This window comes from Anaeroplasma bactoclasticum, assembly GCF_003550015.1.
GTDB classification, from domain to species: Bacteria; Bacillota_I; Bacilli_A; order Acholeplasmatales; family Anaeroplasmataceae; genus Anaeroplasma; species Anaeroplasma bactoclasticum.
Genome location: NZ_QXEV01000008.1, coordinates 1 through 21,683, shown reverse-complemented (window position 1 = coordinate 21,683; position 21,683 = coordinate 1). Strand labels below are relative to the sequence as shown.

Here is a 21,683-nt window from a genome sequence, read left to right as displayed (position 1 = left end):
TATACTATTTTTTAACACTAAAGTAAACTACTTTTTTACTTCAAACACATGAATTAAAAGAGGATTTAGTAAAACTAAACCCTCCATAAAATTATTCTAATTCGAATGCACCAGTATATAACTGATAATATACACCCTTTTGCTTAATTAAATCCTCATGTGTACCACGTTCAATAATATGACCATGGTCTAATACCATAATTGCATTAGAGTTTTGTACAGTAGATAATCTATGGGCAATAACGAATACTGTTCTACCTTCCATTAATCCATCCATACCACGAGAAACTAATAGCTCAGTACGGGTATCAATTGAGGATGTTGCCTCATCCAAAATCATTACAGGAGCATCAGCTAGGGCTGCTCTTGCAATAGAAATTAGCTGACGCTGTCCTTGAGATAACTGCGAACCATTACCTGTTAGCATAGTATTAAAGCCATCTGGTAATCTTGTGATGAAATCATAAGCATTCGCAATCTTTGCTGCTGCTTCAATTTCTTCTTCTGTTGCATCAAGCTTACCATATCTAATATTATCTGCAACTGTACCACTAAATAGGTTTGTATCCTGTAAAACAATACCAATAGACTTTCTTAAATCATCCTTCTTAATCTTATTGATATTAATACCATCATAACGAATCTTACCATCGGCAATATCATAGAAACGATTGATTAGATTTGTAATGGTAGTCTTACCTGCACCTGTTGCACCTACAAAGGCAATCTTTTGACCTGGCTTTGCATAAATAGATACATCATGTAAAACCATCTTTTCAGGGAAATATCCAAAATCAACATCAAATAGACGAATATCACCCTTAAGCTCTGTATAAGTAATTGTACCATCGGTTTGATGAGGATGCTTCCATGCCCAGTGTCCTGTATGCTCTTCGCATTCAGTAATTGTACCATCTTCACTGATATTACAATTAACTAACGTAACATAGCCCTCATCTGCTTCTCTTTCTTGATCCATTAAATCAAAGATTCTTTGAGCACCTGCAAGTGCCATAACAACTGCATTTAGCTGCTGTGAAATCTGATTGAACTGGTTACCAAACTGTCTAGACATACCTAAGAAGGTAACTGCAATACCAATAGTTAGGGCAGTATTTTCATCATTACCAAATCCTCTTAAGGATAGGTTTGGAATATTATTAACAACAATAACTACACCTACAATTGCAACTAATACATATAAGATATTTGCAATATTATGAATAATAGGAACAAGCATATTTGCATATGCATTTGCAGCGAAGGAATTATGATTTAATTCTTCATTTAAAATATCAAATTCAGCCTTGCTCTTCTCTTCGTGGCAGAATACCTTAACTACCTTCTGACCATTCATCATTTCTTCTATGAAGCCTTCAGCCTTAGCTACGCTCTTTTGCTGCTTAATGAAGAATTTTGCACTTCCTCCACCAATCTTAGTTGTGGAAATGAAAATCAAAATTACAGCAAAAACTACAACTAATGATAGCCAAACAGAATAGATTAGCATAATTACAAATAGAATAATTACAGTAAGCATTACCTGAATAAACTGAGGTAAGGCTTGGCTTATTACCTGACGAATGGCATCAACGTCATTCGTATATGTTGACATAATATCACCATGCTGATTTCTATCGAAATAAGAAATAGGAAGCTTTTCCATATTGGAGAACATATCTGTTCTAACCTTATGTAAGAAGCCTTGAGTAACAACGCAAAGTAATTGCTGATATACTGTTGATGCAATTAAAGCAATTAAGTAAATACCACCTAATTCTAATATAAGTCTTGTTAATGTATTTTCTACAACAGCAAGACCATTATCTCCTATTGCTCTTTTTGCCTCTACACCCTTTAAAATAACCTCATCAATAAACTGCTGCATAAATATTGCTGCAGCAATAGAACCAATTGCAGCTAAAACAATACAAATGAAAATAATAATAACATGTACTGGATATGTATGGAATACATAGCTCATTAATCTTCTGAAGGTCTTCTTCTTATTGAAGTTAGGGTTCATATTTGGTTTAACATTCATTTTTGCCATATTATGCCACCTCCTTCATAGAAGCTCCAGCCTTATTCTGAGAATAATATACTTCTTTATAAATCTCATTATTAGCTAATAGCTCATCATGAGTACCAACTGCATCAATATGACCATTATCCATAACAACAATCTTATCCGCATCCTGTACAGATGAAATTCTTTGAGCAATGATAATCTTAGTTGTTGATGGAATATATTCTTTAAATCCTTTACGAATAATCGCATCTGTTTTTGTATCTACAGCACTTGTAGAGTCATCTAAGATTAAAACCTTAGGATTTTTAAGTAATGCTCTTGCAATACATAATCTCTGCTTCTGTCCACCAGATACATTGCTACCACCTTGCTCAATGAAAGTATCATACTTATCAGGGAAGGATTCAATGAATTCTGATGCACAAGCAAGCTTACAAGCATGCTTAATTTCATCTAATGTAGCATTTTCATTACCCCATCTTAGGTTATCTGCAATGGTACCAGAGAATAATAAATTCTTTTGTAATACTACTGCAACATTGTTTCTTAATGTCTCAAGATCATAATCTTTAACATCAACGCCACCAACAGTAACTTTACCTTCTGTTGTATCATATAATCTAGAAACTAAATTAACTAAAGTAGTTTTAGATGAACCTGTAGAACCTATAATACCAATAGTTTCACCACTCTTGATATCTAAATTAATGTTCTCTAAGGAATTCTTCTTTGCATGCTCTGAATACTTAAATGAAACATTACTAAAAGATACACTACCATCTTTAACCTCATAAATAGGATTTTCTGGGTTAGTTAGATTACTCTTTTCACTTAATACTTCAGCAATTCTTCTAGAGGACTCAATTGCCATAACAATCATAACAACTACAAAAGATAGCATCATTAATGCCATTAGCATTTGGAATCCATAGGTTGTCATCGATTGGAATTGACCTAAGCTTAAATCCTGATAGAAATATTTATAAATTGGTGCACCAGCCTCATCATATCCTTCAATTAGAGAATATGAATTATCAATAATAATCTTTGAACCAATTAATAGAATTACAATCATATTAATATTAACTGCAGCCTGCATTGCAGGTGAGTTAAAGGCAATAATTCTTTCAGCGAATGTGAAGCTTTTCTTTAAATCCTTAGAAGCATTTGTGAATTTATCAATTTCATAATCTTCTCTTACAAAGGATTTAACAACTCTTATACCATCAATATTTTCTTTAACAGATTCATTTAATGCATCATATTTCTTAAATATTCTTCTAAATACCTTCATTGCACAATACATAATTAAGGCAAATATAACTGCAAGTGCGAAGAATACAATTAAGAATACCCAAGATAATCTTGGTGAAATAGTAAAGCACATAGTAACTGAGAATATAATCATTAATGGTGAACGGAATGCAGTTCTTATAATCATCATGTAAGCATTCTGTACATTCATAATATCTGTAGTCATTCTTGTAACTAAGCTAGATGCTTGGAATTTATCGATATTAGAGAATGAGAATTTTGTAATATTCTCATACATATCATGTCTTAAATTCTTTGCAAAGCCTGCAGATGCCTTACTACAAAAATAACCAGCAGCTGCACCAAAAGCTAAGGATAATATAGCCATAACAACAATAATAATGGAATACATTGTTAATTGCTGCATATTTTGTTCTGTCATTTGGTCAACAAGCTTTGCTGTCATAAATGGTAATGCACATTCCATAACGCATTCTAATGTGACAAATAATATCGATAATATACTTGGTGTTTTATATTCTCGAATAGATTTCATTAATTTACGAAGCATTATTCTTTCCCCCTTCAAAAATATTCCTTTCCATCTTACCTAAAATACTAGATAATAATTCCTTTTCTTCTTCTGTTAGTCCATAGGTAAGACGCTTTTCAAATTTGTTTAAATCTTCCTTAACAGCTAAAACAGTTTTCTTAGCTTCATCCGTTAATACCAATTGCTTTAGTCTTAAGTCATTATCGCATCCTTTTCTTATAATCATTCCCTTTGCTTCCATCAATGAAATTACTTTAGATGCTGTAGATCTAGTTATACCAAATTTTCTTTCAATATCTTTTTGGTATACCTTTTCTTCATTATCAGAAATGTATACAAGGATAAAGCTATTGGTTCCACTAATTTTTTCCATACGTTGGATAGATTTTAAGTTTTCTATTTCTCTTTTAATTATATTAGAAATATAATTGATTTTATGTCCAAAGTGTTCTTCCATTATATACCTCCTAAAAAATGTTTGACATTCAACATTTTAAAAGAATTAAATTCAAAAGTCAATGTGTTATTTATTAATAACACCAAAATAAACAAAAAAAGTGTTTTCTGTAACTGCAAATATTTTTCAAATAAAACTTTATAAAAAAAATACATTTTCAATAACGATGTTTGAATTTGTAATAATGTATACATTTCCAACATTTTAGATGTTACGGTATTGTTTTTAACAAAAGTATGAAATATAATATAGGTGTAATGTTACAATATCAACGTAATTGTGTTATGAATGAATGAAAAGGAGACAATATGAGTACAAATAGAAGTGTAATTAGAACTAAAAAAGCAATAAGACAAGCATTTATTGAATTATTATCTGAAAAGCAAGCAATTGATAAGATTACTATAATTGAGCTTACAGATAAAGCAAATATTGTTCGTTCTACTTTCTATAGCCACTATGAGGACATTTATGCAGTTGCAAAAGAAATTCAAAGTGAAATTTCTGATGCATTTAAAGATGCTATGGAACGCTATGTAGAAAAAGGCAATGATTTAAAAACATCTTTAACTGTATTAATGGACTTCTTTGCTGAAAGAGAAAAAGAATACAAGCTTTTATTCACATCAGGATATAATGAAAATCATTTCTTTAGTGCATTAAAGGATTCCTTATCTAAGGAGTTATATGATAAGCTTGCATTTGAGAATGTAGAATTCTTTAATAATGATAAAATGGCAGAATCTTCTTTCTATGCTTCTTTAATTATTGAAGCATTATCCAACTATTTCAATGGTAGAAGCAATTCATCCTTATATGATATTCGTGATTTCATCGTTAAGGTTGCAGATAAGCTTAAGTAAAAAAAATTGGGGATATTTCAAATCCCCATTTATTTTGTCTTGATTTTATTCACTATTTTTAGTTTTTGATTTGATGATAGATTTTTCTTAAAGAATTCTATCATCTTTTCTTTTTCTTCAGTAAAGCCTTCCTTTTTTACAAGCATTACTTCTTTTGATACTAAACGAATCTCAAAGTAATCCTCATATTCAAAAACCTTTTTAAAATCTAAATAGATATAAGATAATTTCTTTTTCTTACCATTATTAGAAACAATAATATCACAGCTCTTCTCTTTAAATTGGTAATCATAAGAAACACCATTTTCAACAACTGCTTTATTCTTCTTTTTAATATCCTTAGGAATTCTTATTAGCATTACAACAATAAATACTGCAATAGCAAGTAAGAATGCTGTAACAATAGCACCCATAGAAATTGTTTGAGCATTCTTCTCGACTAATCCCACAACCATTACAGGAACACCCAAGCAAAGTCCTAATCCTAAATAGATATAGTTTTTATTTAAATTTCTTTTTGCTGCCTGAAGAAGGGAATTATATGCTTCTTCACCAGTTATATTCGATACATTATGTACTACCATGATAGACTCCTTTAAATCAATTTAGGTTTATTATACAATAAAACATTTTAAAATAAAATAAAAAGCACCAATGGTGCTTAAATATCTTTATGGCAGCAGCTATAGGGTTCGAACCTATGAATGTTGGAGTCAGAGTCCAATGCCTTACCACTTGGCTAAGCTGCTATGGATAAAAAGGTCCAATATTTCGGACAAGTCCTATTATATCATAAAAAAAATAGTTGTAAAGCCCCTTTTTTCACTTTTTTCAAGTAAAGTTTATTTATTACATAAATAAAAATCAAAGAGGTGCAAATTGCACCTCTTCTTTTCTATTTTAAGGTTTATTACTTAATGCAGTAAATAGACTTCTTACCTGCGAATACAGATACACCAGGGAACTGACCACGACCATTTAGATCATCCTCAATTCTAATTAACTGGTTGTACTTAGCGATACGGTCTGTACGAGATGCAGAACCAGTCTTGATCTGACCAGCATTTGTACCAACAACGATATCAGCGATTGTAGTATCCTCAGTTTCACCAGAACGGTGAGAAACGATTGCAGTATAGCCTGCTCTCTTAGCTGTTTCAATAGCCTCGAAAGTCTCAGTTAAAGTACCAATCTGGTTAACCTTAATTAAGATTGCATTAGCAACGCCAAGCTCGATACCCTTTTGTAATCTCTTAGTATTTGTAACGAATAAGTCATCACCAACTAACTGAACCTTGTCACCAAGCTTATCAGTTAAATACTTCCAGCCTTCCCAGTCATCCTCAGCAAGACCATCTTCAATAGTAACGATAGGGAACTTTTCAACTAAGTTAGCATAGTAGATATCTACCATTTCCTTAGAAGTGAATTCACCCTTATCAGCCTTTAATACATACTTCTTAGTCTCTTCATTGTAGAACTCAGATGCAGCAACGTCGATACCTAAGCAGATATCCTTACCTGGCTCATAACCAGCAGCCTTGATAGCTTCAACAACACGCTCGAAAGCTTCTGTGTTAGAACCTAACTTAGGTGCATAACCACCTTCATCACCAACAGATGTAACATAACCGTTAGCCTTTAAGATCTTCTTTAATGCATGGAATACTTCAGCACCCCAACGAATAGCTTCCTTAACAGAAGGTGCACCAACAGGTAAAATCATGATTTCCTGGAAATCGATACAGAAATCAGCATGAGCACCACCGTTTAAGATGTTCATCATTGGTAAAGGTAACTGCTTTGCATTGAAACCACCAAAGTAGTTGTATAGAGGAATTCCATAATAGTTTGCAGCTGCACGAGCACAAGCCATAGAAACACCTAATGTAGCATTTGCGCCTAAATTATTTTTATTTTCAGTACCATCTAGCTGAATCATTAAATGGTCGATAGCAACCTGCTGTGTAACATCCATACCTAAAAGCTTAGGTGCGATAACGTCATTAACGTTCTTAACAGCCTTAGTTGTACCCTTTCCTAAGTAACGGTTCTTGTCACCGTCTCTTAATTCAAGTGCTTCATGAACACCTGTAGAAGCTCCAGAAGGAACTAATGCACGTCCGAAAGCACCGGATTCAGTTGTAACTTCAACTTCAACAGTTGGGTTACCACGAGAGTCTAAAACTTCTCTTGCATAAACGCTTGTAATAAATGGCATATTTTTTTATCTCCTTAAAATTAATATAGTTATTTTTAACCATTAACTATTATACAATAGTTTTGTTAATAAAAAAATCCCCTCTTTAACTTTTTAGAGGGGAAAACACTTTCATCTTAGTTTCTCCCTTTTACCATACGGTAAGTATACCAGAAAGCCCATATATAGAAAATTACATCAAGTATTCCTAAAATGATGTCTTTCGCTGAACCATACATTATTCCAAGCCTTAATTCATAAATTGGTGTCATTAAGAATTGTTCCCAAAATAATGGGGTAATTAATATCAAATGAATTTGATAATAGCCCATTTGGATATATCCAATAGCAACAACTGTATACTCTACAACAAATATACCAATAACTAAAAATACTAATGCTAAAACAGGATATAAAATATGAAAGCTATAGAATCCTTTTCTTACTCTCCAAATAATAAAGAATACTAAAATTAAAACAGAAAAGGATATTGGAAAATTCCAAACAATTCCTAATAAATAATCCAAAGAACCACCTAAAATTCCACCTAAAATAGCTGCAAGTAAGCCATTTACTATAACGCCTATTACATCCTGCTTATATATTGGTTCCTTCCATTTATTTTTATTAAACATAAAGCATCACCTTTCCCATAATAATCGAAATTCATATACTTTTCAAGTATATAAATACAAAATAGCGGGTCAAACCCGCTATTTTCCGATTATATTGTTTCTTCTTTTAGATTTTCTTCACTAGATACTTCATTATTCTCTAATAATTCTAAATCATCTTTTTCTAAATCATTATCACGAACAAAATCACCTGTGAAATGCTCAATTAGCATAGATAATCTCTTATATAACAAAATAGTAATAGAGAATACTAATACATAACGGAATAAATTAAATGGTAATACACCTGCAAATAAATAATATGCCATAAAGTTTTCTTCTGTTACAACTCCACTATTACCTAAGGCCTTATTCATTCCATCAACTAAAGCGCTCCAAGGGAAATGAGCAATGTTTACATATGCAGGAATTAAAATTAACCAGTTTGAAATTACTGCAACAATAGTACCAGATGCCATACCAATACCAATAGAGATAAATGCACCCTTTAATGTTCTATGCTTCTTATAAAATAATCCTGCAGATATTACCATAGCTAAACCAATTAATAAATCAGCAAGCTCACCAACACCTACAGTTGATGTACCAGGTAGTTTACAGAAAAATCTTACTATAATTGCAATAGCTCCACTAAGTGGACCATACATAAATGAAACTAAGATTGCAGGAACATCCGAAAACTGAATATCTAACCAGCTAGGGAAAAATGGTAATTTAAATTTTGCAAAATAATACAAAATTACAGATAATGCAGCAAAAACTGCAATTACACCCATTTGCTTAACATTCATTTTTCTAAAATGGAACTTTTCTGCAAAATAGTAATATAGGTTACCACTAGATGCTAAAAATAATGCTGCTCCACCTATTTCAAGTAAATAAATGTACCATTCTACATTCTTTGTATTTGTATTTAATACAAATCCTGTAATAATTGCTGCAAGGCCTAAGATAAACATTGTTAAGCCAATAATTAAAGCATTTAAAGTCTGCTTAGACTTTCCTTCATTCATATGAAGACCTCCTTGAAATAAAATATACTTATTTACTTCAAAAAAAATATGCCCCAAACGGGGCATATTGGAAAATCCAAAAAGATTTCTTTTTCTTCTCTCATCCAGACTCTACTGTCGGTTCAGGAATTACACCTGATCATGCTATTGCTCGCGGACTATACCGCCGGTATGGAATTTCACCAAACCCCGAAGTAAATATGAATTTTTTTTATAATAACTGATAAAATCAGGTATTACTTAACGATTAATGACTTAGAAGTCATTTCTGCAGGGATAGGTAATTCTAATAGCTCAAGTAATGTTGGAGCAATATCAGATAAAATACCATCACGAAGCTTAATATTCTTATCAGTTACAACAACTGGAACTGGGTTAGTTGTATGTGCTGTATATGGCTTACCTTCTTCATCTAATAGCTTTTCAGCATTACCATGGTCTGCAGTAATAAGTGCAACACCACCAACTTTATCAAGGGCAGCGACAACTGCACCAACACATTCATCAACAGCCTCAACAGCCTTAACTGCTGCAGGAATTACACCTGTATGACCAACCATATCGCAGTTAGCGAAGTTTAAGATAATTGTATCATATTTTTTAGCTAAAATAGCTTCTACTACCTTATCCTTAACCTCATATGCACTCATCTCTGGCTTTAAATCATATGTAGCAACCTTTGGAGAGTTAACTAAGATACGATCAGCACCTTCGATATCTCTATCTGCTCCACCATCAAAGAAGAATGTTACATGAGCATACTTTTCAGTTTCAGCAATTCTTAACTGCTTTAAACCAGCTTTAGCGATTACATCGCCATATAAATTATCAAATGTTTGAAGACCAAATGCTAAAGTACCCTTAACCTGATCTGCATACTTCATCATAGATACGAATACTGTAGACTTAGGACCCTTAGTTGTATCAAGCTTATAAGGCTTTTCAGGATTATAAACAATTCCTTCTGGATTAGAGAATGCAGTTGCAATCTGAATTGCTCTATCTGGACGGAAATTAGCAAATACAACAGAATCTCCTTCTTCAATCATACCATTCTTATCGGAAACGAATGGAATAATGAACTCATCTGTCTTACCATTATCGTAAGATGTTTGAATTCCCTCAAGTGGACATTCAAAGAATTCACCCTTTGCCTGTGTCATTGCATCATATGCAAGCTGGATACGGTCAAAATTCTTATCTCTATCCATACCATAATATCTACCACCAACAGTAGCAACCTTAACATTACCCTCTTTGATAATCTTCTCTAAGAAGCCCTTACCAGAAGTTGGGGATGTATCTCTACCATCCATAAATGCATGATAATAAACATCTTCAATTCCATTTTCATGTGCAAGCTTTGCGATTGCAATAATATGTGAAGTATGAGAGTGGATACCACCATCACTACATAAACCTAAAATATGGAACTTCTTATTGTTCTTCTTTGCATTAGCTACTGCTTCTAAAATAGCTTCATTCTTAAAGAATTCACCGGTTTTAATATCATAATTGATTCTGGATAAGGACTGTCTTACAACACGACCTGCACCAATATTCATATGACCAACCTCAGAATTTCCCATCTGACCCTCAGGTAAGCCTACTGCATCACCAGAAGCATTAAGCTGCTTTGTGTCAAATTCACTAAAAATACGGTCTAGATTTGGCTTTTTTGCCATGCTAACTGCATTAGAATCTGATGCAGGGGCAATACCATATCCATCCATAATAATTAACATAACTGGTCTTTTTTTCATAATTTTACACCTCGATTTTAAATTATAGCTTAAATCACTCTAATCTTCCATACTTTTTTAATAAAAAGTAATTGTTAACGGTTCCACAGCCAATCCACTTAAGCTTTGCAGAATCCTCTTCTGCATACTTATCATATCCCCAAGAGCCATTATAATCCCACATACCATGGCTTGCGATAGTATCAAGTAGATAGTCAAGCTGCTTGTTCTTTAAATCATCAAATGCACTATCATTTAAATATAAGGCTACATCTAAAGGTCTATTAGCATCCTTATTAGCAAAATCTAAAGAAATAACCTTCTTAACATATTCTGTAAGCTTTTCTTCAATTTTCTTTTGATCTTCAACTAATAAATTTGTTTTTCTTAAGGAATTTAATAATGAATTAAATGAAATTAATTCATACTTTGTAAATTCTTCTTTTGAATAGAATTCCTTTAAAACTGTTTCTAATTCCTTTAATGCCTTTTTATAATATGCCTTTGTAGGCTTAACAAATAATAAAGTATAGCCTAATAAAGCTGCGGATGGATGAAGACCAAATAGCTTCTTATTCTCTTCATTATATTCAAATTCCTTAGAATGAGCATAATCATTATTTGACTTTGTATTGGGATTCCAAACACCCTTAACTGGAGGTACACGATTATATAAATAATTACATGCTTTATTGATAATCATATCATATAATTCATTATCACATTTAGAATCAAAACCAAGCATATCTAATAGACGGAATGCTTCATATACCTGATATACACTTGAATTCACATTGTAATTGTCAATATATAAACCATGACCAAATCCACCATCCGAATTTACATATAGCATTAATGCATCAAGTAACATCTCCTTAGGTAAGGAGCCATCTAATGCACTAAACATACAAATATCAATGTCTCTAGATTTTAAGCTTACCTGGTAAGCCATATCTTCTTGTTGCGCTTTTGTTAATAACTTCATAAATACTACACACCTTTCAAACAGTATAATTTTACTATAAAATAATAAAATTTAAAATAACTCTACAAAACTTTAATTAATTATTTTATAATTATTTAAAATGGAGGTGGCATTATGAAGGGTTCTATCTTAAATTACTACTTTATGAAGGATTGTATAAAGGAAATACCTAATGTTGTTAAAGACATATTTCCAAAGGAAAATTCTATTTATTTTAATCTTTCGAACTTCTCTTCTGTTTCCATCTATTCTTTTATCTATAATCCTTTTAAAAAGGATAAATATGAAATGGATAAGCTTATAAGAAATAATTATTTAGATTTCATTGTTGAATCAGCTATTTTACTAAAATCTTCTATGGAGGAAAATGATTCTTATTTTACAGAATGCTTACTATTCTTATATGGTTTAATAACTACCAATACATTAAGGGATTACCTATACCCATATTTAAAAGGTATAAAAAAGGATTCACTTAATTTAGATTATGCATTAAACGTATTAGATTATTATTATGCAAAGAAAAAAGACAAAATAGATTTAACAAAAGAATCTATTTATCACCTATTCCCAACAGCATATACCTATTATGATTCTATAGAACAATTAATAAGAAATCCCATGATTAAATGCTATCGCTTTATGGGTACAAATTCATATTTTAAAAAATCCTATAAAAGATTTAGTAAATTTGCAAAACGATCAAATAAAACAAATAGATTATGGGATTATAAATTCTATGATAAATTATTCAATAGAAAAAAAGAAAAGAAAGAATATTTAATCTATACTAAGAATGAAGATTCTTCTTTATTAAACCTAAAAAAGGAAAGTTATATCGTTAACGGAATAGAAAAAAATGAATCCTTAGATCAATTACTTAAAATGGCAAAGGATAAAGCTATTAAAAGAATTGAAGCTTTAAATAAATACTTATTCATCCCAAAGGGTGAACAAGAATTTAGAGAAGAATTCCATATTGATAAATTAAAGAAATTATAAAAAATACCCCTACTATGATTTTTATTGACAATAAATAAATACTATGATATATATTTTCTTGCAAATTTTAAATTTGGAGGAGATAGTATGGAAAAATATAGATTATATACTAATGGAATGGTAGATATAGAAAGTATTCTTAATGATTGGTTTTCTAATGAGATGCACAATCATATCGAAAGCTTTGATAAAAATGGTTGTAAGGTTACAATCTTTATTGCTGATAAATACTTTTTAAGAATAAACTCTACACTAACATTGACAACAATTATTGAAAGAAGTCCTAATAATATTACTGCAGTAGTTATTACAAGCGGTGGAGCTGAAGGATTATTCGGATATACCTATGGTTCAGAGCATAGTGCTGCGAAGCCAATTTTGAAACTATTAAAAGAAAATGGTTTTCATTAGAAAAATATAAAATAAAATGCCCCGATGCATATCAAAATGTGTCGGGGCATTATTATTTTTTAGTTCACCTTTTTAACTGGTACATCCATATAGATTTTTTCAATTGCAAAATGCTCACGCTCTTCTTTTGTAAAGATAGAAACAATTACACTATGACAATCTATTAAAACCCATGCGGACTCTCTGCCTTCAATGCTTCTTACGTCAAAGCCATTCTTAGCACATTCATCTTCAATATATGCTATAACAGAGCTTGCTTGACGATTAGAATCTACAGAAGCCAAAATCATTTCATCATAAAATGGGCTTCTTTCCTTAGTATCATATACTAAGATATCCTTCGCACTTACCTTTTCAAGGCAATCAACGATTATTTCTTCTAGCGACATCCTCTTCAACCTTTCTTTTATATTCTTCCATGACTAAAACCTGTTTTGGATGAGGCTTTAATCCCTCCCTTTTAGCAAATTCTATCATTCCTTCTAAGGATTTATAAATTGCTAAATTCAAGTCATTATCTTCTACTAATATTTTTCTACACTCTATACAAGATGGATATGTCCTATTCTTTTCTGTGTAGTCAGCAATCATAATGATTGCTTCTAGGATACTCATATTTTCTCTACCAAATACATGATATTTAATAGCATTATAAATATCTAAATCATTACCTAAAAGCTTTTTATAATTTTCTGCAGATAAATAAGCATGATATAAGAATGGGTAGCTCTCGCATTCTTTAATTTCTTCATCTTTCAATATACCTATAGCTTCCTTTGGATCATCATACTTAGAATAGTCATGCATATAAGCTGCGATTAAAGCTTTCTCTTTATCTACACCATATTTTATAGCTAAATATTCTGCCATTTCAGCAACACCAAAAATATGAGCTAATCTATGCTTATGAGAATCCTTATACTTTTCTATAACTAAAGCCTTAGCCTTATCCGATAATAGCATCCGTATAATAAACCTCCGTAGAATCTATTACCTTAATATCAATATCACATTCACCCTTAATGGATACAAAGCCAAAGCCAGAAAACCAAATATCTCTTTTCTTTTTACCATCAAAATGAGCAAATAATACTTTATATTTCATCTTATCTGCTTCACTTAAAAGTGGTGGATTTAAAAGTTTACCAAGCTGTGTTTTGAATAATTCATCTACTCTTTCTGTTTTACATCTATGAATATATAAATTATTGGATGCATAAACAACTACAGATAATTTTTCATGAGCTTGAAAACTTAAGGAAGCAAGTCCTGCTAAACAAATCGAATTACCATTTGTAATTTGATAAGTTAAAGGCTTCATTTCTGTATCTGGAATAATCTTTTTATAAGATTCAGGTAATAAAACATTTAATACATCGGATGGATTAATCAAACCTGGTGTATCAATAAATGCTTTATTATCACTAAAGAATGGAATTCTAATTTCATTTAATGTTGTACCAGGTATTACAGATGTAGATACTACATCATCTGTAATCGATGTATTTTTCTTTAATAATGCATTAATTAAAGAGGATTTACCTACATTCGCACAGCCAACAAAATAAACATCTCTTTCTTTTCTAGCTAAATCAATTGTTCTGGTTAATTCTTCCATATAATAGCCCTTCTTAGAAGATACAATATGAATTGCATCTACCTTAAAGAAGATCTTTTCACATTCATGGCTTAACCATGAAACTATATTTTCTACATTTGTAGAATGAGGGAATACATCATATTTATTCGCAACTAAAATGACATTTTTATTTCTTAATTTATCAATCATCTTCTTATTGAAGGTTGCTTTAAAGGCAAAAATATCAACAACAAAAATGATTAATCCATTTTTCTTAATAACTTCATCAATGACATGCTCATATTCTTTATTCGAAGCAACAATCTTTGGAAGCTCATTATAATGCATCATGCGGAAGCATCTTTTACAATATTTACTTTCCTTTGTTAAAGATGGAATAAAGCCCTTTAAATCAGGATTCGTATCCTGTAAGACTGCTCCACAACCCTTACACTTTCTTTCAATCATTTTCATCACCTGCGAATTCTTTTAATTTTAAGTCGTATTCATTCCTCATCTTCTTCTTAATTCTTCTTAAGAAAAAAGATTCAATTCCTCTATTAATTCTTGTAGATAAAATATCTGTTCTCTTATCTATAGGCTCTATTAAGCAAACCTTAATCTTACATCTTTTACCACCTAAGACATCGGTCATTAATTGATCACCTAAAAGTAAGATTTGATCATTATTATATTTTTCTTTTGCAATCTTTTTGATTGCTTTTTTAATTCCTCTTTTTAAAGGCTTAGTAGAAAACTTTACATAAGGTATATCATACATATTTGCAAAATGATCTACTCTTTTCTTTCTAGAATTTGAAACTAAAATGAATTCAAATCCTAAATCTAATACTTTCTTTTTAAAATCAAAAAGCTCATCACTAGGATCAGTTTGTCCATATGAAATTAAAGTATTATCTAAATCCGTAAGGATAAGTCTAATTCCCTTATCATATAATTCACTTAAAGGAATATCATATATAGATTTGTAATAATAATCCGGAATAAGCTTCTTAATCATAAAAAATACCTCGATTGTATTATACATTATTTTTATTGATTTTAAAGAGATAAATGTACCAATATAATATCTAATATTATAAAAAGAAAAAAACAGGAATAAATCCTGTTTCAATCTTACTTCTTTGCTAAGAAATCTGCAGCTGCAGGTAAAATAGCGAATACGCCACCAGCGATTGCTAAGATACCGCCAATAACCCAACCAACGCCAATTGCAGCATTGTTTGGAACATCAGCATTATTTGCAGCATAGAATGTAGGTACAACGATGAACATAAATACACCTGCAACTACGAATAATAATACTGCAACTAAGTTTAATACTCCTGCAAACTTCTCTAGTGCATGAACCTTTAATAAAGGTAGAATGATACCTAATAATACGATAACTAAACCTGCAAGAATGAAAATCCAAGCAAGTAATGCTAATACAGAAGGATTAGTCTTAACATCACCTAAAAGTGTACTAGTGGTTTCTCCAAAGATAGCAACTGTACCCTTAGTTACAAGTTGTAAGCTACCGCTACCTACAACAATTGCATTTGTAGCCATCATTAAAATGAATGCTACAACTACCAATACTAAAGAAATAAATCCAGAGTATTTTAATAATTTTTTCATTTTATTCTCCTTTCTCATATAGTAATACTACTAATAATTATTATAGAATATATTAGTTTTAAATACAATTTAAAAAGAATATATGAGACATTTTTTTAAAAAATGTACTACTTTAATTTTTCAATTAATGTAAATGCTTCTTCTTTAAATGGAGAATATAATCCTGCAGAATCTAATACACCTAAGAAATCAGTTAAATCCAAATTCTTATCTAATGTATAAGTTTTCTTATAGGAGTTTCTAGCCTTAGCTAAATCTTCTTTAGCTATAGAATAAATCTCTAGTGATGGAATCTTACTCATTGCATAGCTAATATAATATGCAGGATTTTGAATTGTAACAAGCTTCCAATAATCAATTTGCTTACCATTATTTTCTTGGTATAAGCATTCCATTATAGTATCATATCCACCAAGTGCATCTCCTGCTTCTTTATAATATGTATCAAAATCAGCTATAGTTAAATCATTTGATGATGTATATACTCTATATTCAAAATCATTTACCATTGTAGCTAAAACAATTGTAGTTAAGGCCTCATATACTTCAGATAAATGAATGGCTCTCATTAAATTATCGGAGTATGATTCATCATTTTTATCTAACCAAGCTAAGAATAATAATTCATTACCCTGAGAATGTGTTTCTGCTAGATCATAGCTTAGGTTAGTTGCTTTATTTACTTTAAAGTTATTATAATGACCAAATTCATGAACAAATGTCATGATATCTGTATAGGATGGACCAAAATAAATTATTGGTTGATCTAGACTAGACATATATAAATATGCTGTAAATGCGCCATCAATATTCGCATTTTCACTTCCATATCTTATATAACCATTATTAAAAACATAATTTGCATTTGTTTTAAATGAATCTCCAATAAAGGTTGCATATAAATTAAATGTATCCTTCATAGTGTTAAAATTAGCTGTTTTAAAGGTATTATATTTTTGCTTTTCAGATTCATTTAAACCTGATGCAGCCTCTTTTACTTTTGGCGCAATTTCAAGCATCATAGGTACAATATGATTCTTTACATAGGTTGTAAAGTCTAATACCTCTGAAGGTGTATATTCTCTTTCATAAATATTCTTATATGCATAATCCATATAATTATCATAGCCTAAAAGAGTTGCTTCTTCTTTATAATTCTTTACTAAGGATAAATAGATATCCGAAGTTTTCAATTGAATCTCATCTTTAGCTAAATCATTATATTCTTTAATTAAAGCTTCTTGTTCCTCTTCTATTTCATAATATTTATCTGGCTTTACACTATTTATTAATTCTTCAATTTCTTCTTTTGTATAACCACTAAAGAAGGAATCTCTATAGCTAGATTCATACATATCGCTATATAATGCTTCTTGCCATTTAGCAACTTCCGCTACAATATTTTGAAACTTTAAATATTTTTCATAAGCACTATCGTCTCCTGCTGCATAATTGATATTCTCAATCGTTCTATATGTAGCACAAGCATATGCAGTTCTTTGAACGGCTTGCCATGATCCTACAAGCTCTAAATCATTATTATTCTTTAATGCTTGAGAAAAGCGTTGCATATTAATATGAAGCTTATTATAATCCTCATCACTCCATGTATAAGTTAAATCCTTTTTAACTCTTGTATCATTCGCATCTAGCCTGATTAAACAAGAGGATAAGGACATTGCAGATGCACCAATTAAACATAATAAAGCGATTTGCTTAATTTTTTTCATTAAAAACCAACTCCATTTCAAAACAATACCTATTGTATCATAAATGATACATTATTTCTAATATTCCTTATTAGGAATTTCTTCTAATCCATATTTTTTCATAAATTCCTTTAAGTCATTATCATTTCTTATTAGCATAACCTCATTAAACTTTTTATTTCTTTTATCCTCAAACCCTGCAACAGTTTCTCCTGTACATATAGATACCATAAGGATAGGAACTAAATTCTCTTTATCATAATATTCTTTCTTTTCCTTCTTTTTAAAAAACATATTATTTCCTCCTAACCTTTATAATATCCGTTTCCTTTAAATGACCAATTAAAAGGGAAGAATTTGGGTCATGCATAGAGATATTTTTCTTAATACTTTCCTCATCATAATTTGCATAACAATACTTACACCGATGATTACAAGTATTATATTGGCCTATATCTACTATTTCCCTACAGCCACAATCTCTTTCTTTCCATTTTTTAAAGCTTTTCCCTGTTAGCCTGAATGCTAATTCTTTAGATATACATTCACCCTTTAAAAAGCCAAATTTTAATACTTCATCCTCAAAACAAGTCTTTAACTTAATTCCATATTTATTAGATAATTCCTTAAACCTTTTGGAAAGTAATATATAATCATCATCTTTTAATACTTTAGGATTTATATCTTTATAATTCTTTCTTACATTTTTATATATATCTAAGAAGGAAAAAGTTATCTCTTCAATAGAATCCTTTAATTCTATCATTAATCCTTCTATAGCTTTTATATGATAATCTATTGTATATGTATCATTAATAAAAATAGGATCATATCTTAATAAGACATTCTTTTTACCTAAAATAAGAGATAATTCTTTAATAGATTCTAATATCTCTTTTTTATTTAATACATTTACTTCTATATCCTTATGATATCCAGTTAATGTAACCATAAAATATATAGGCTTTTTTATTTCTTTTAATAAAGGAATAACAGGAATAGGATTCTTAGTACAAAATACATATAAGTCTATATCCGATGCATATATTCTAGATACTAAACTTGGATTAAAAGGATTTCTAACATCAAAATAACCAGCATCTATTCTATTTTTAAGCCAAGTGCTATAAAAAGCACATATATCTGTTCTTCCACTAATAAATAAAATCATATTCCCACCAATATAAATTTTACCATAGAAAAAGGAAGGATTAAACCTTCCTCTTAATATTCCTCTTGTGGAAATACCTCTTCTGCATAATTTATTTGTTCACAGATATATTTTAAATCTAAGGAATGATCTTCCATATTAATAAATCTAGTTCTTATTGCCTCAACAAATTCCTTACTTTGACTCATATAAGCAATATCTTCAAAATAATCTGCCATTTGATTAAATTCTAAATCTGTAGATTCTAATACAAATTCAATTGTAGATTTAATATCCGATACTAAATAAGATAATAAATTAATATCTGCATCCTTAAGTGCCATATCTACAACTTCTTTAATTTCATTTTTTGTCATACTAATCCCCTAATTTCGAATGATATCCTCTAACAACCATAGTTTTAGGATAATATTCCATTTCTACATATTTATACCTTGCTAAATTATTCATTAAAGCTTTATGTCCTATATCCATTTTATAAAGCTTTAAAACAACAATTTTATTATTCATTTTACCTTCAAATTTAATACCAACCTTCTTCTTTTTCATTTCAATTACACTCATTTTAGCTATTTGCATAATATCTGTTTTATATAAATCCTTTTCTATTTCAGATATTTGCATATGGTGATGAATGAATTCAAAAATTAAAAGTGGTAAAAATAGAGAAAAGAATAAAAAGCTATATCTTATATCTCCCATAGGAGTTATGAATACTAAGAATGTAAGTAACATAAATAAGAAATAAACACCTACTCTTAAATAATGTCCTCCATTATAATATCCAAACACTAAATCCTTATCCATTAGTTACTCCCCATTTCATCTTCCGTTGGATAAGATGCGATAGCGCCATGTCTTGTAATACTTTTCGCACAGAAGCGATTAGAAAAATCTAATAGCTCTTCTAAAGTTTTACTATCTAAATCCTTAAGGTTAGCCTTTTCAATTTTTCTTTTATTTAACTGTACTAAGAAGGAACCAATAAAGCCATCTCCTGCACCAGTAGTATCTACTACATTAGAAACCTTAATACCATCTACCAAAGCACTTGCCTTTTTGGTATATGCTTCTGCACCATCTTTACCCTTAGTATAAATTATTAATTCTACATTACCAATAAATAAATCACTTAAAGCATCTTTAATATTAGACTTACCTGTGATGAATTCTAATTCATCAGAAGAAATTTTTAAAATATTACATAATGGTATAAACTGAATAATTGCATTTCTAAGAGAGGTTTCACTAGGCCAAAGCGCAATTCTAATATTTGGGTCAAAGGAAATTATAGAATCATGCATATTTGCATATTCTATAGCCTTTAGATGTGCTTGGCGCATAGGGAAATTGCCTAAATCTACACTACAAAAATGAAGTGCATAAGTATTTCTAAACCATAAAGCTTTAATCTTATCTGGTTCTAATAACATATCCGCACCAGGGTTTCTAAAGAAGGTATAATTGGAATCTCCATTTAAAAGTTTAGATACGAATGCTAAAGAGGTTGATGCTTCACTTGTTCTATATAGATACTCTGTTGAAACATTATTCTCCTTTAGGTATTCTACAATTTTATCTCCAAACTGATCCAACCCTAGCATTGTAATCATGCCTGCAGGGTTACCAAGCTTTGCGGCAGCACCACATACATTGGCAGGTGCTCCACCAACCTTAGGGCTAAAAGATGTAACATCTTTTACTTCAAAGCCAGATTCATTAGCGATAAAATCGATTAAAGCTTCTCCAATTGCTAAAATTTTTTTCATAATATCACGCCTTTCTTTAATCCCCTCAAATGTATTATATATGTTTTTATCTAAAAACAAAAGAAAAAAGCTCCCAAACGGGAACTTTTCAAATCTATTATCCTAGCTTAACAATAAGCTTTTCTTTTTCACTAGCTTGTGCGTTAGAATTATTATATTCATTATCCTCTAGTAAATCTAAAAGGTTAAAGTCATAATAAGATCCCATATTTTCATCCATGTCAAAGTAAATTTCATCATCATTCATAACGCTCACCTCAATCTTCACAATCATTATAACGATTTTATTATGAAAGGGAAGATGTAAGAAGCTTTTTTATTCTTTTTAATATTACCATTATTTTTCATTAAAATTATTTGCTAAGTTCAAACAAAAAGTTGGTAATTAAGAAAAAATTCCATAATGATATGCTCCATAGGCCTGATATAAATCAATAGGCATAGGAAGCTTAGTTATATTTCTTACCGCTATTGTATGAACTTGTTTCATTGATTCCATATAAGTAAATGAAACTCTTGCCTCGGCCTTTACTCTATATTTAATCTTCTTTAAGAACAGAAGCCAGTTTAAATAATCCTGAAGATGTCTTGTTGATATGCCATGCTTTTTTGAAATCAAAATTGATAGTTCACTATGAATCTGATTTACATTTGATACTGTGTGATT

Annotated in this window: 24 protein-coding genes, 1 tRNA gene, 1 pseudogene and 1 riboswitch; of the genes and pseudogenes, 3 read left to right on the top strand and 23 right to left on the bottom strand. The window is 30.4% G+C overall.

The window, feature by feature from the left end; all coding sequences use genetic code 11:
* Positions 1-91: 91 nt before the first annotated feature.
* Genes EI71_RS04820 through EI71_RS04810 form a run of 3 tightly spaced genes read right to left on the bottom strand, consistent with a single transcriptional unit; the run spans position 92 to position 4,296 of the window.
* The gene (locus tag EI71_RS04820; protein ID WP_211321039.1) at positions 92-2,053 is read right to left on the bottom strand and encodes an ABC transporter ATP-binding protein; all 1,962 of its coding nucleotides are present in this window, start codon (positions 2,051-2,053) and stop codon (positions 92-94) included.
* A gap of 1 nt (position 2,054) precedes the next feature.
* The gene (locus EI71_RS04815) at positions 2,055-3,857 is read right to left on the bottom strand and encodes an ABC transporter ATP-binding protein (RefSeq protein ID WP_119016120.1); all 1,803 of its coding nucleotides are present in this window, start codon (positions 3,855-3,857) and stop codon (positions 2,055-2,057) included.
* Positions 3,847-4,296 carry a MarR family winged helix-turn-helix transcriptional regulator gene (locus EI71_RS04810; RefSeq protein WP_119016119.1) on the bottom strand — a complete coding sequence of 150 codons (450 nt, stop codon included), beginning with the start codon at positions 4,294-4,296 and terminating at the stop codon, positions 3,847-3,849. The genes EI71_RS04815 and EI71_RS04810 overlap by 11 nt, the downstream gene beginning before the upstream one ends.
* A 308-nt stretch (positions 4,297-4,604) precedes the next feature.
* Here EI71_RS04810 and EI71_RS04805 point away from each other — a divergent pair, with 308 nt between their 5' ends.
* Positions 4,605-5,159, top strand: coding sequence for a TetR/AcrR family transcriptional regulator (locus tag EI71_RS04805; protein ID WP_119016118.1), 555 nt, complete (start codon positions 4,605-4,607; stop codon positions 5,157-5,159).
* Positions 5,160-5,188: 29 nt separating this feature from the next.
* Here EI71_RS04805 and EI71_RS04800 read toward each other — a convergent pair whose 3' ends face one another.
* The 7 genes from EI71_RS04800 to EI71_RS04770 all read right to left on the bottom strand — a co-directional run bounded on the left by EI71_RS04800 (position 5,189) and on the right by EI71_RS04770 (position 11,734).
* Complete coding sequence (locus EI71_RS04800) at positions 5,189-5,743, bottom strand: hypothetical protein (protein ID WP_119016117.1); 555 nt, start codon at positions 5,741-5,743, stop codon at positions 5,189-5,191.
* A gap of 90 nt (positions 5,744-5,833) precedes the next feature.
* Positions 5,834-5,908, bottom strand: a tRNA-Gln gene (locus EI71_RS04795).
* A gap of 161 nt (positions 5,909-6,069) precedes the next feature.
* Complete coding sequence (gene eno / locus EI71_RS04790; RefSeq protein ID WP_119016116.1) at positions 6,070-7,380, bottom strand: phosphopyruvate hydratase; 1,311 nt, start codon at positions 7,378-7,380, stop codon at positions 6,070-6,072.
* A 116-nt stretch (positions 7,381-7,496) separates the two neighbouring features.
* Complete coding sequence (locus EI71_RS04785; protein WP_119016115.1) at positions 7,497-7,994, bottom strand: hypothetical protein; 498 nt, start codon at positions 7,992-7,994, stop codon at positions 7,497-7,499.
* Between the two features lie 89 nt (positions 7,995-8,083).
* Positions 8,084-9,007, bottom strand: coding sequence for an ECF transporter S component (locus EI71_RS04780; RefSeq protein ID WP_162849779.1), 924 nt, complete (start codon positions 9,005-9,007; stop codon positions 8,084-8,086).
* Positions 9,008-9,095: 88 nt separating this feature from the next.
* Positions 9,096-9,208: riboswitch (FMN riboswitch) on the bottom strand.
* Between the two features lie 35 nt (positions 9,209-9,243).
* Positions 9,244-10,770: a 2,3-bisphosphoglycerate-independent phosphoglycerate mutase gene (gpmI, locus tag EI71_RS04775; protein WP_119016113.1), complete on the bottom strand. Its 1,527-nt coding sequence runs from the start codon at positions 10,768-10,770 to the stop codon at positions 9,244-9,246.
* Positions 10,771-10,804: 34 nt separating this feature from the next.
* Positions 10,805-11,734, bottom strand: coding sequence for a hypothetical protein (locus EI71_RS04770; RefSeq protein ID WP_162849778.1), 930 nt, complete (start codon positions 11,732-11,734; stop codon positions 10,805-10,807).
* Positions 11,735-11,848: 114 nt separating this feature from the next.
* Between EI71_RS04770 and EI71_RS04765 the strand changes: the two genes are divergently transcribed.
* A complete protein-coding gene (locus EI71_RS04765; protein ID WP_119016111.1) occupies positions 11,849-12,736 on the top strand; it encodes a hypothetical protein in 888 nt (295 codons plus the stop codon).
* Between the two features lie 87 nt (positions 12,737-12,823).
* A complete protein-coding gene (locus tag EI71_RS04760) occupies positions 12,824-13,147 on the top strand; it encodes a DUF6054 family protein (protein WP_119016110.1) in 324 nt (107 codons plus the stop codon).
* 59 nt (positions 13,148-13,206) lie between these two features.
* On the opposite strand, the gene rsfS is transcribed toward EI71_RS04760, so the two are convergent.
* From rsfS to EI71_RS10145, 13 genes and pseudogenes are all read right to left on the bottom strand, one after another.
* Positions 13,207-13,536, bottom strand: coding sequence for a ribosome silencing factor (gene rsfS, locus EI71_RS04755; protein ID WP_119016109.1), 330 nt, complete (start codon positions 13,534-13,536; stop codon positions 13,207-13,209).
* Entirely contained in the window at positions 13,511-14,110 is a 600-nt protein-coding gene (gene yqeK, locus EI71_RS04750) for a bis(5'-nucleosyl)-tetraphosphatase (symmetrical) YqeK (RefSeq protein ID WP_162849777.1), read from the bottom strand. Before yqeK ends, rsfS begins: the two co-directional genes overlap by 26 nt.
* On the bottom strand, positions 14,094-15,194 hold the full coding sequence (yqeH, locus tag EI71_RS04745) for a ribosome biogenesis GTPase YqeH (RefSeq protein WP_162849776.1): 1,101 nt from the start codon (positions 15,192-15,194) through the stop codon (positions 14,094-14,096). Before yqeH ends, yqeK begins: the two co-directional genes overlap by 17 nt.
* On the bottom strand, positions 15,187-15,774 hold the full coding sequence (locus EI71_RS04740) for a YqeG family HAD IIIA-type phosphatase (protein ID WP_281268644.1): 588 nt from the start codon (positions 15,772-15,774) through the stop codon (positions 15,187-15,189). Before EI71_RS04740 ends, yqeH begins: the two co-directional genes overlap by 8 nt.
* Before the next feature lie 89 nt (positions 15,775-15,863).
* Complete coding sequence (locus EI71_RS04735) at positions 15,864-16,367, bottom strand: hypothetical protein (protein WP_119016105.1); 504 nt, start codon at positions 16,365-16,367, stop codon at positions 15,864-15,866.
* Between the two features lie 107 nt (positions 16,368-16,474).
* Positions 16,475-18,097: a gluzincin family metallopeptidase gene (locus EI71_RS04730; RefSeq protein ID WP_119016104.1), complete on the bottom strand. Its 1,623-nt coding sequence runs from the start codon at positions 18,095-18,097 to the stop codon at positions 16,475-16,477.
* A 57-nt stretch (positions 18,098-18,154) separates the two neighbouring features.
* Entirely contained in the window at positions 18,155-18,370 is a 216-nt protein-coding gene (locus tag EI71_RS04725) for an aspartate dehydrogenase (protein ID WP_119016103.1), read from the bottom strand.
* A 1-nt stretch (position 18,371) separates the two neighbouring features.
* On the bottom strand, positions 18,372-19,247 hold the full coding sequence (locus EI71_RS04720; RefSeq protein WP_119016102.1) for a DUF1848 domain-containing protein: 876 nt from the start codon (positions 19,245-19,247) through the stop codon (positions 18,372-18,374).
* A 53-nt stretch (positions 19,248-19,300) separates the two neighbouring features.
* Entirely contained in the window at positions 19,301-19,603 is a 303-nt protein-coding gene (locus EI71_RS04715) for a hypothetical protein (RefSeq protein ID WP_119016101.1), read from the bottom strand.
* 1 nt (position 19,604) lies between these two features.
* On the bottom strand, positions 19,605-20,054 hold the full coding sequence (locus tag EI71_RS04710) for a hypothetical protein (protein ID WP_119016100.1): 450 nt from the start codon (positions 20,052-20,054) through the stop codon (positions 19,605-19,607).
* Positions 20,054-21,016, bottom strand: a complete 963-nt coding sequence (locus EI71_RS04705) for a carbohydrate kinase family protein (protein ID WP_119016167.1) — start codon at positions 21,014-21,016, stop codon at positions 20,054-20,056. The genes EI71_RS04710 and EI71_RS04705 overlap by 1 nt, the downstream gene beginning before the upstream one ends.
* Before the next feature lie 97 nt (positions 21,017-21,113).
* A complete protein-coding gene (locus EI71_RS10150; protein WP_162849774.1) occupies positions 21,114-21,263 on the bottom strand; it encodes a hypothetical protein in 150 nt (49 codons plus the stop codon).
* A gap of 138 nt (positions 21,264-21,401) precedes the next feature.
* Positions 21,402-21,683: pseudogene (locus EI71_RS10145) on the bottom strand (hypothetical protein); the annotation flags it as partial.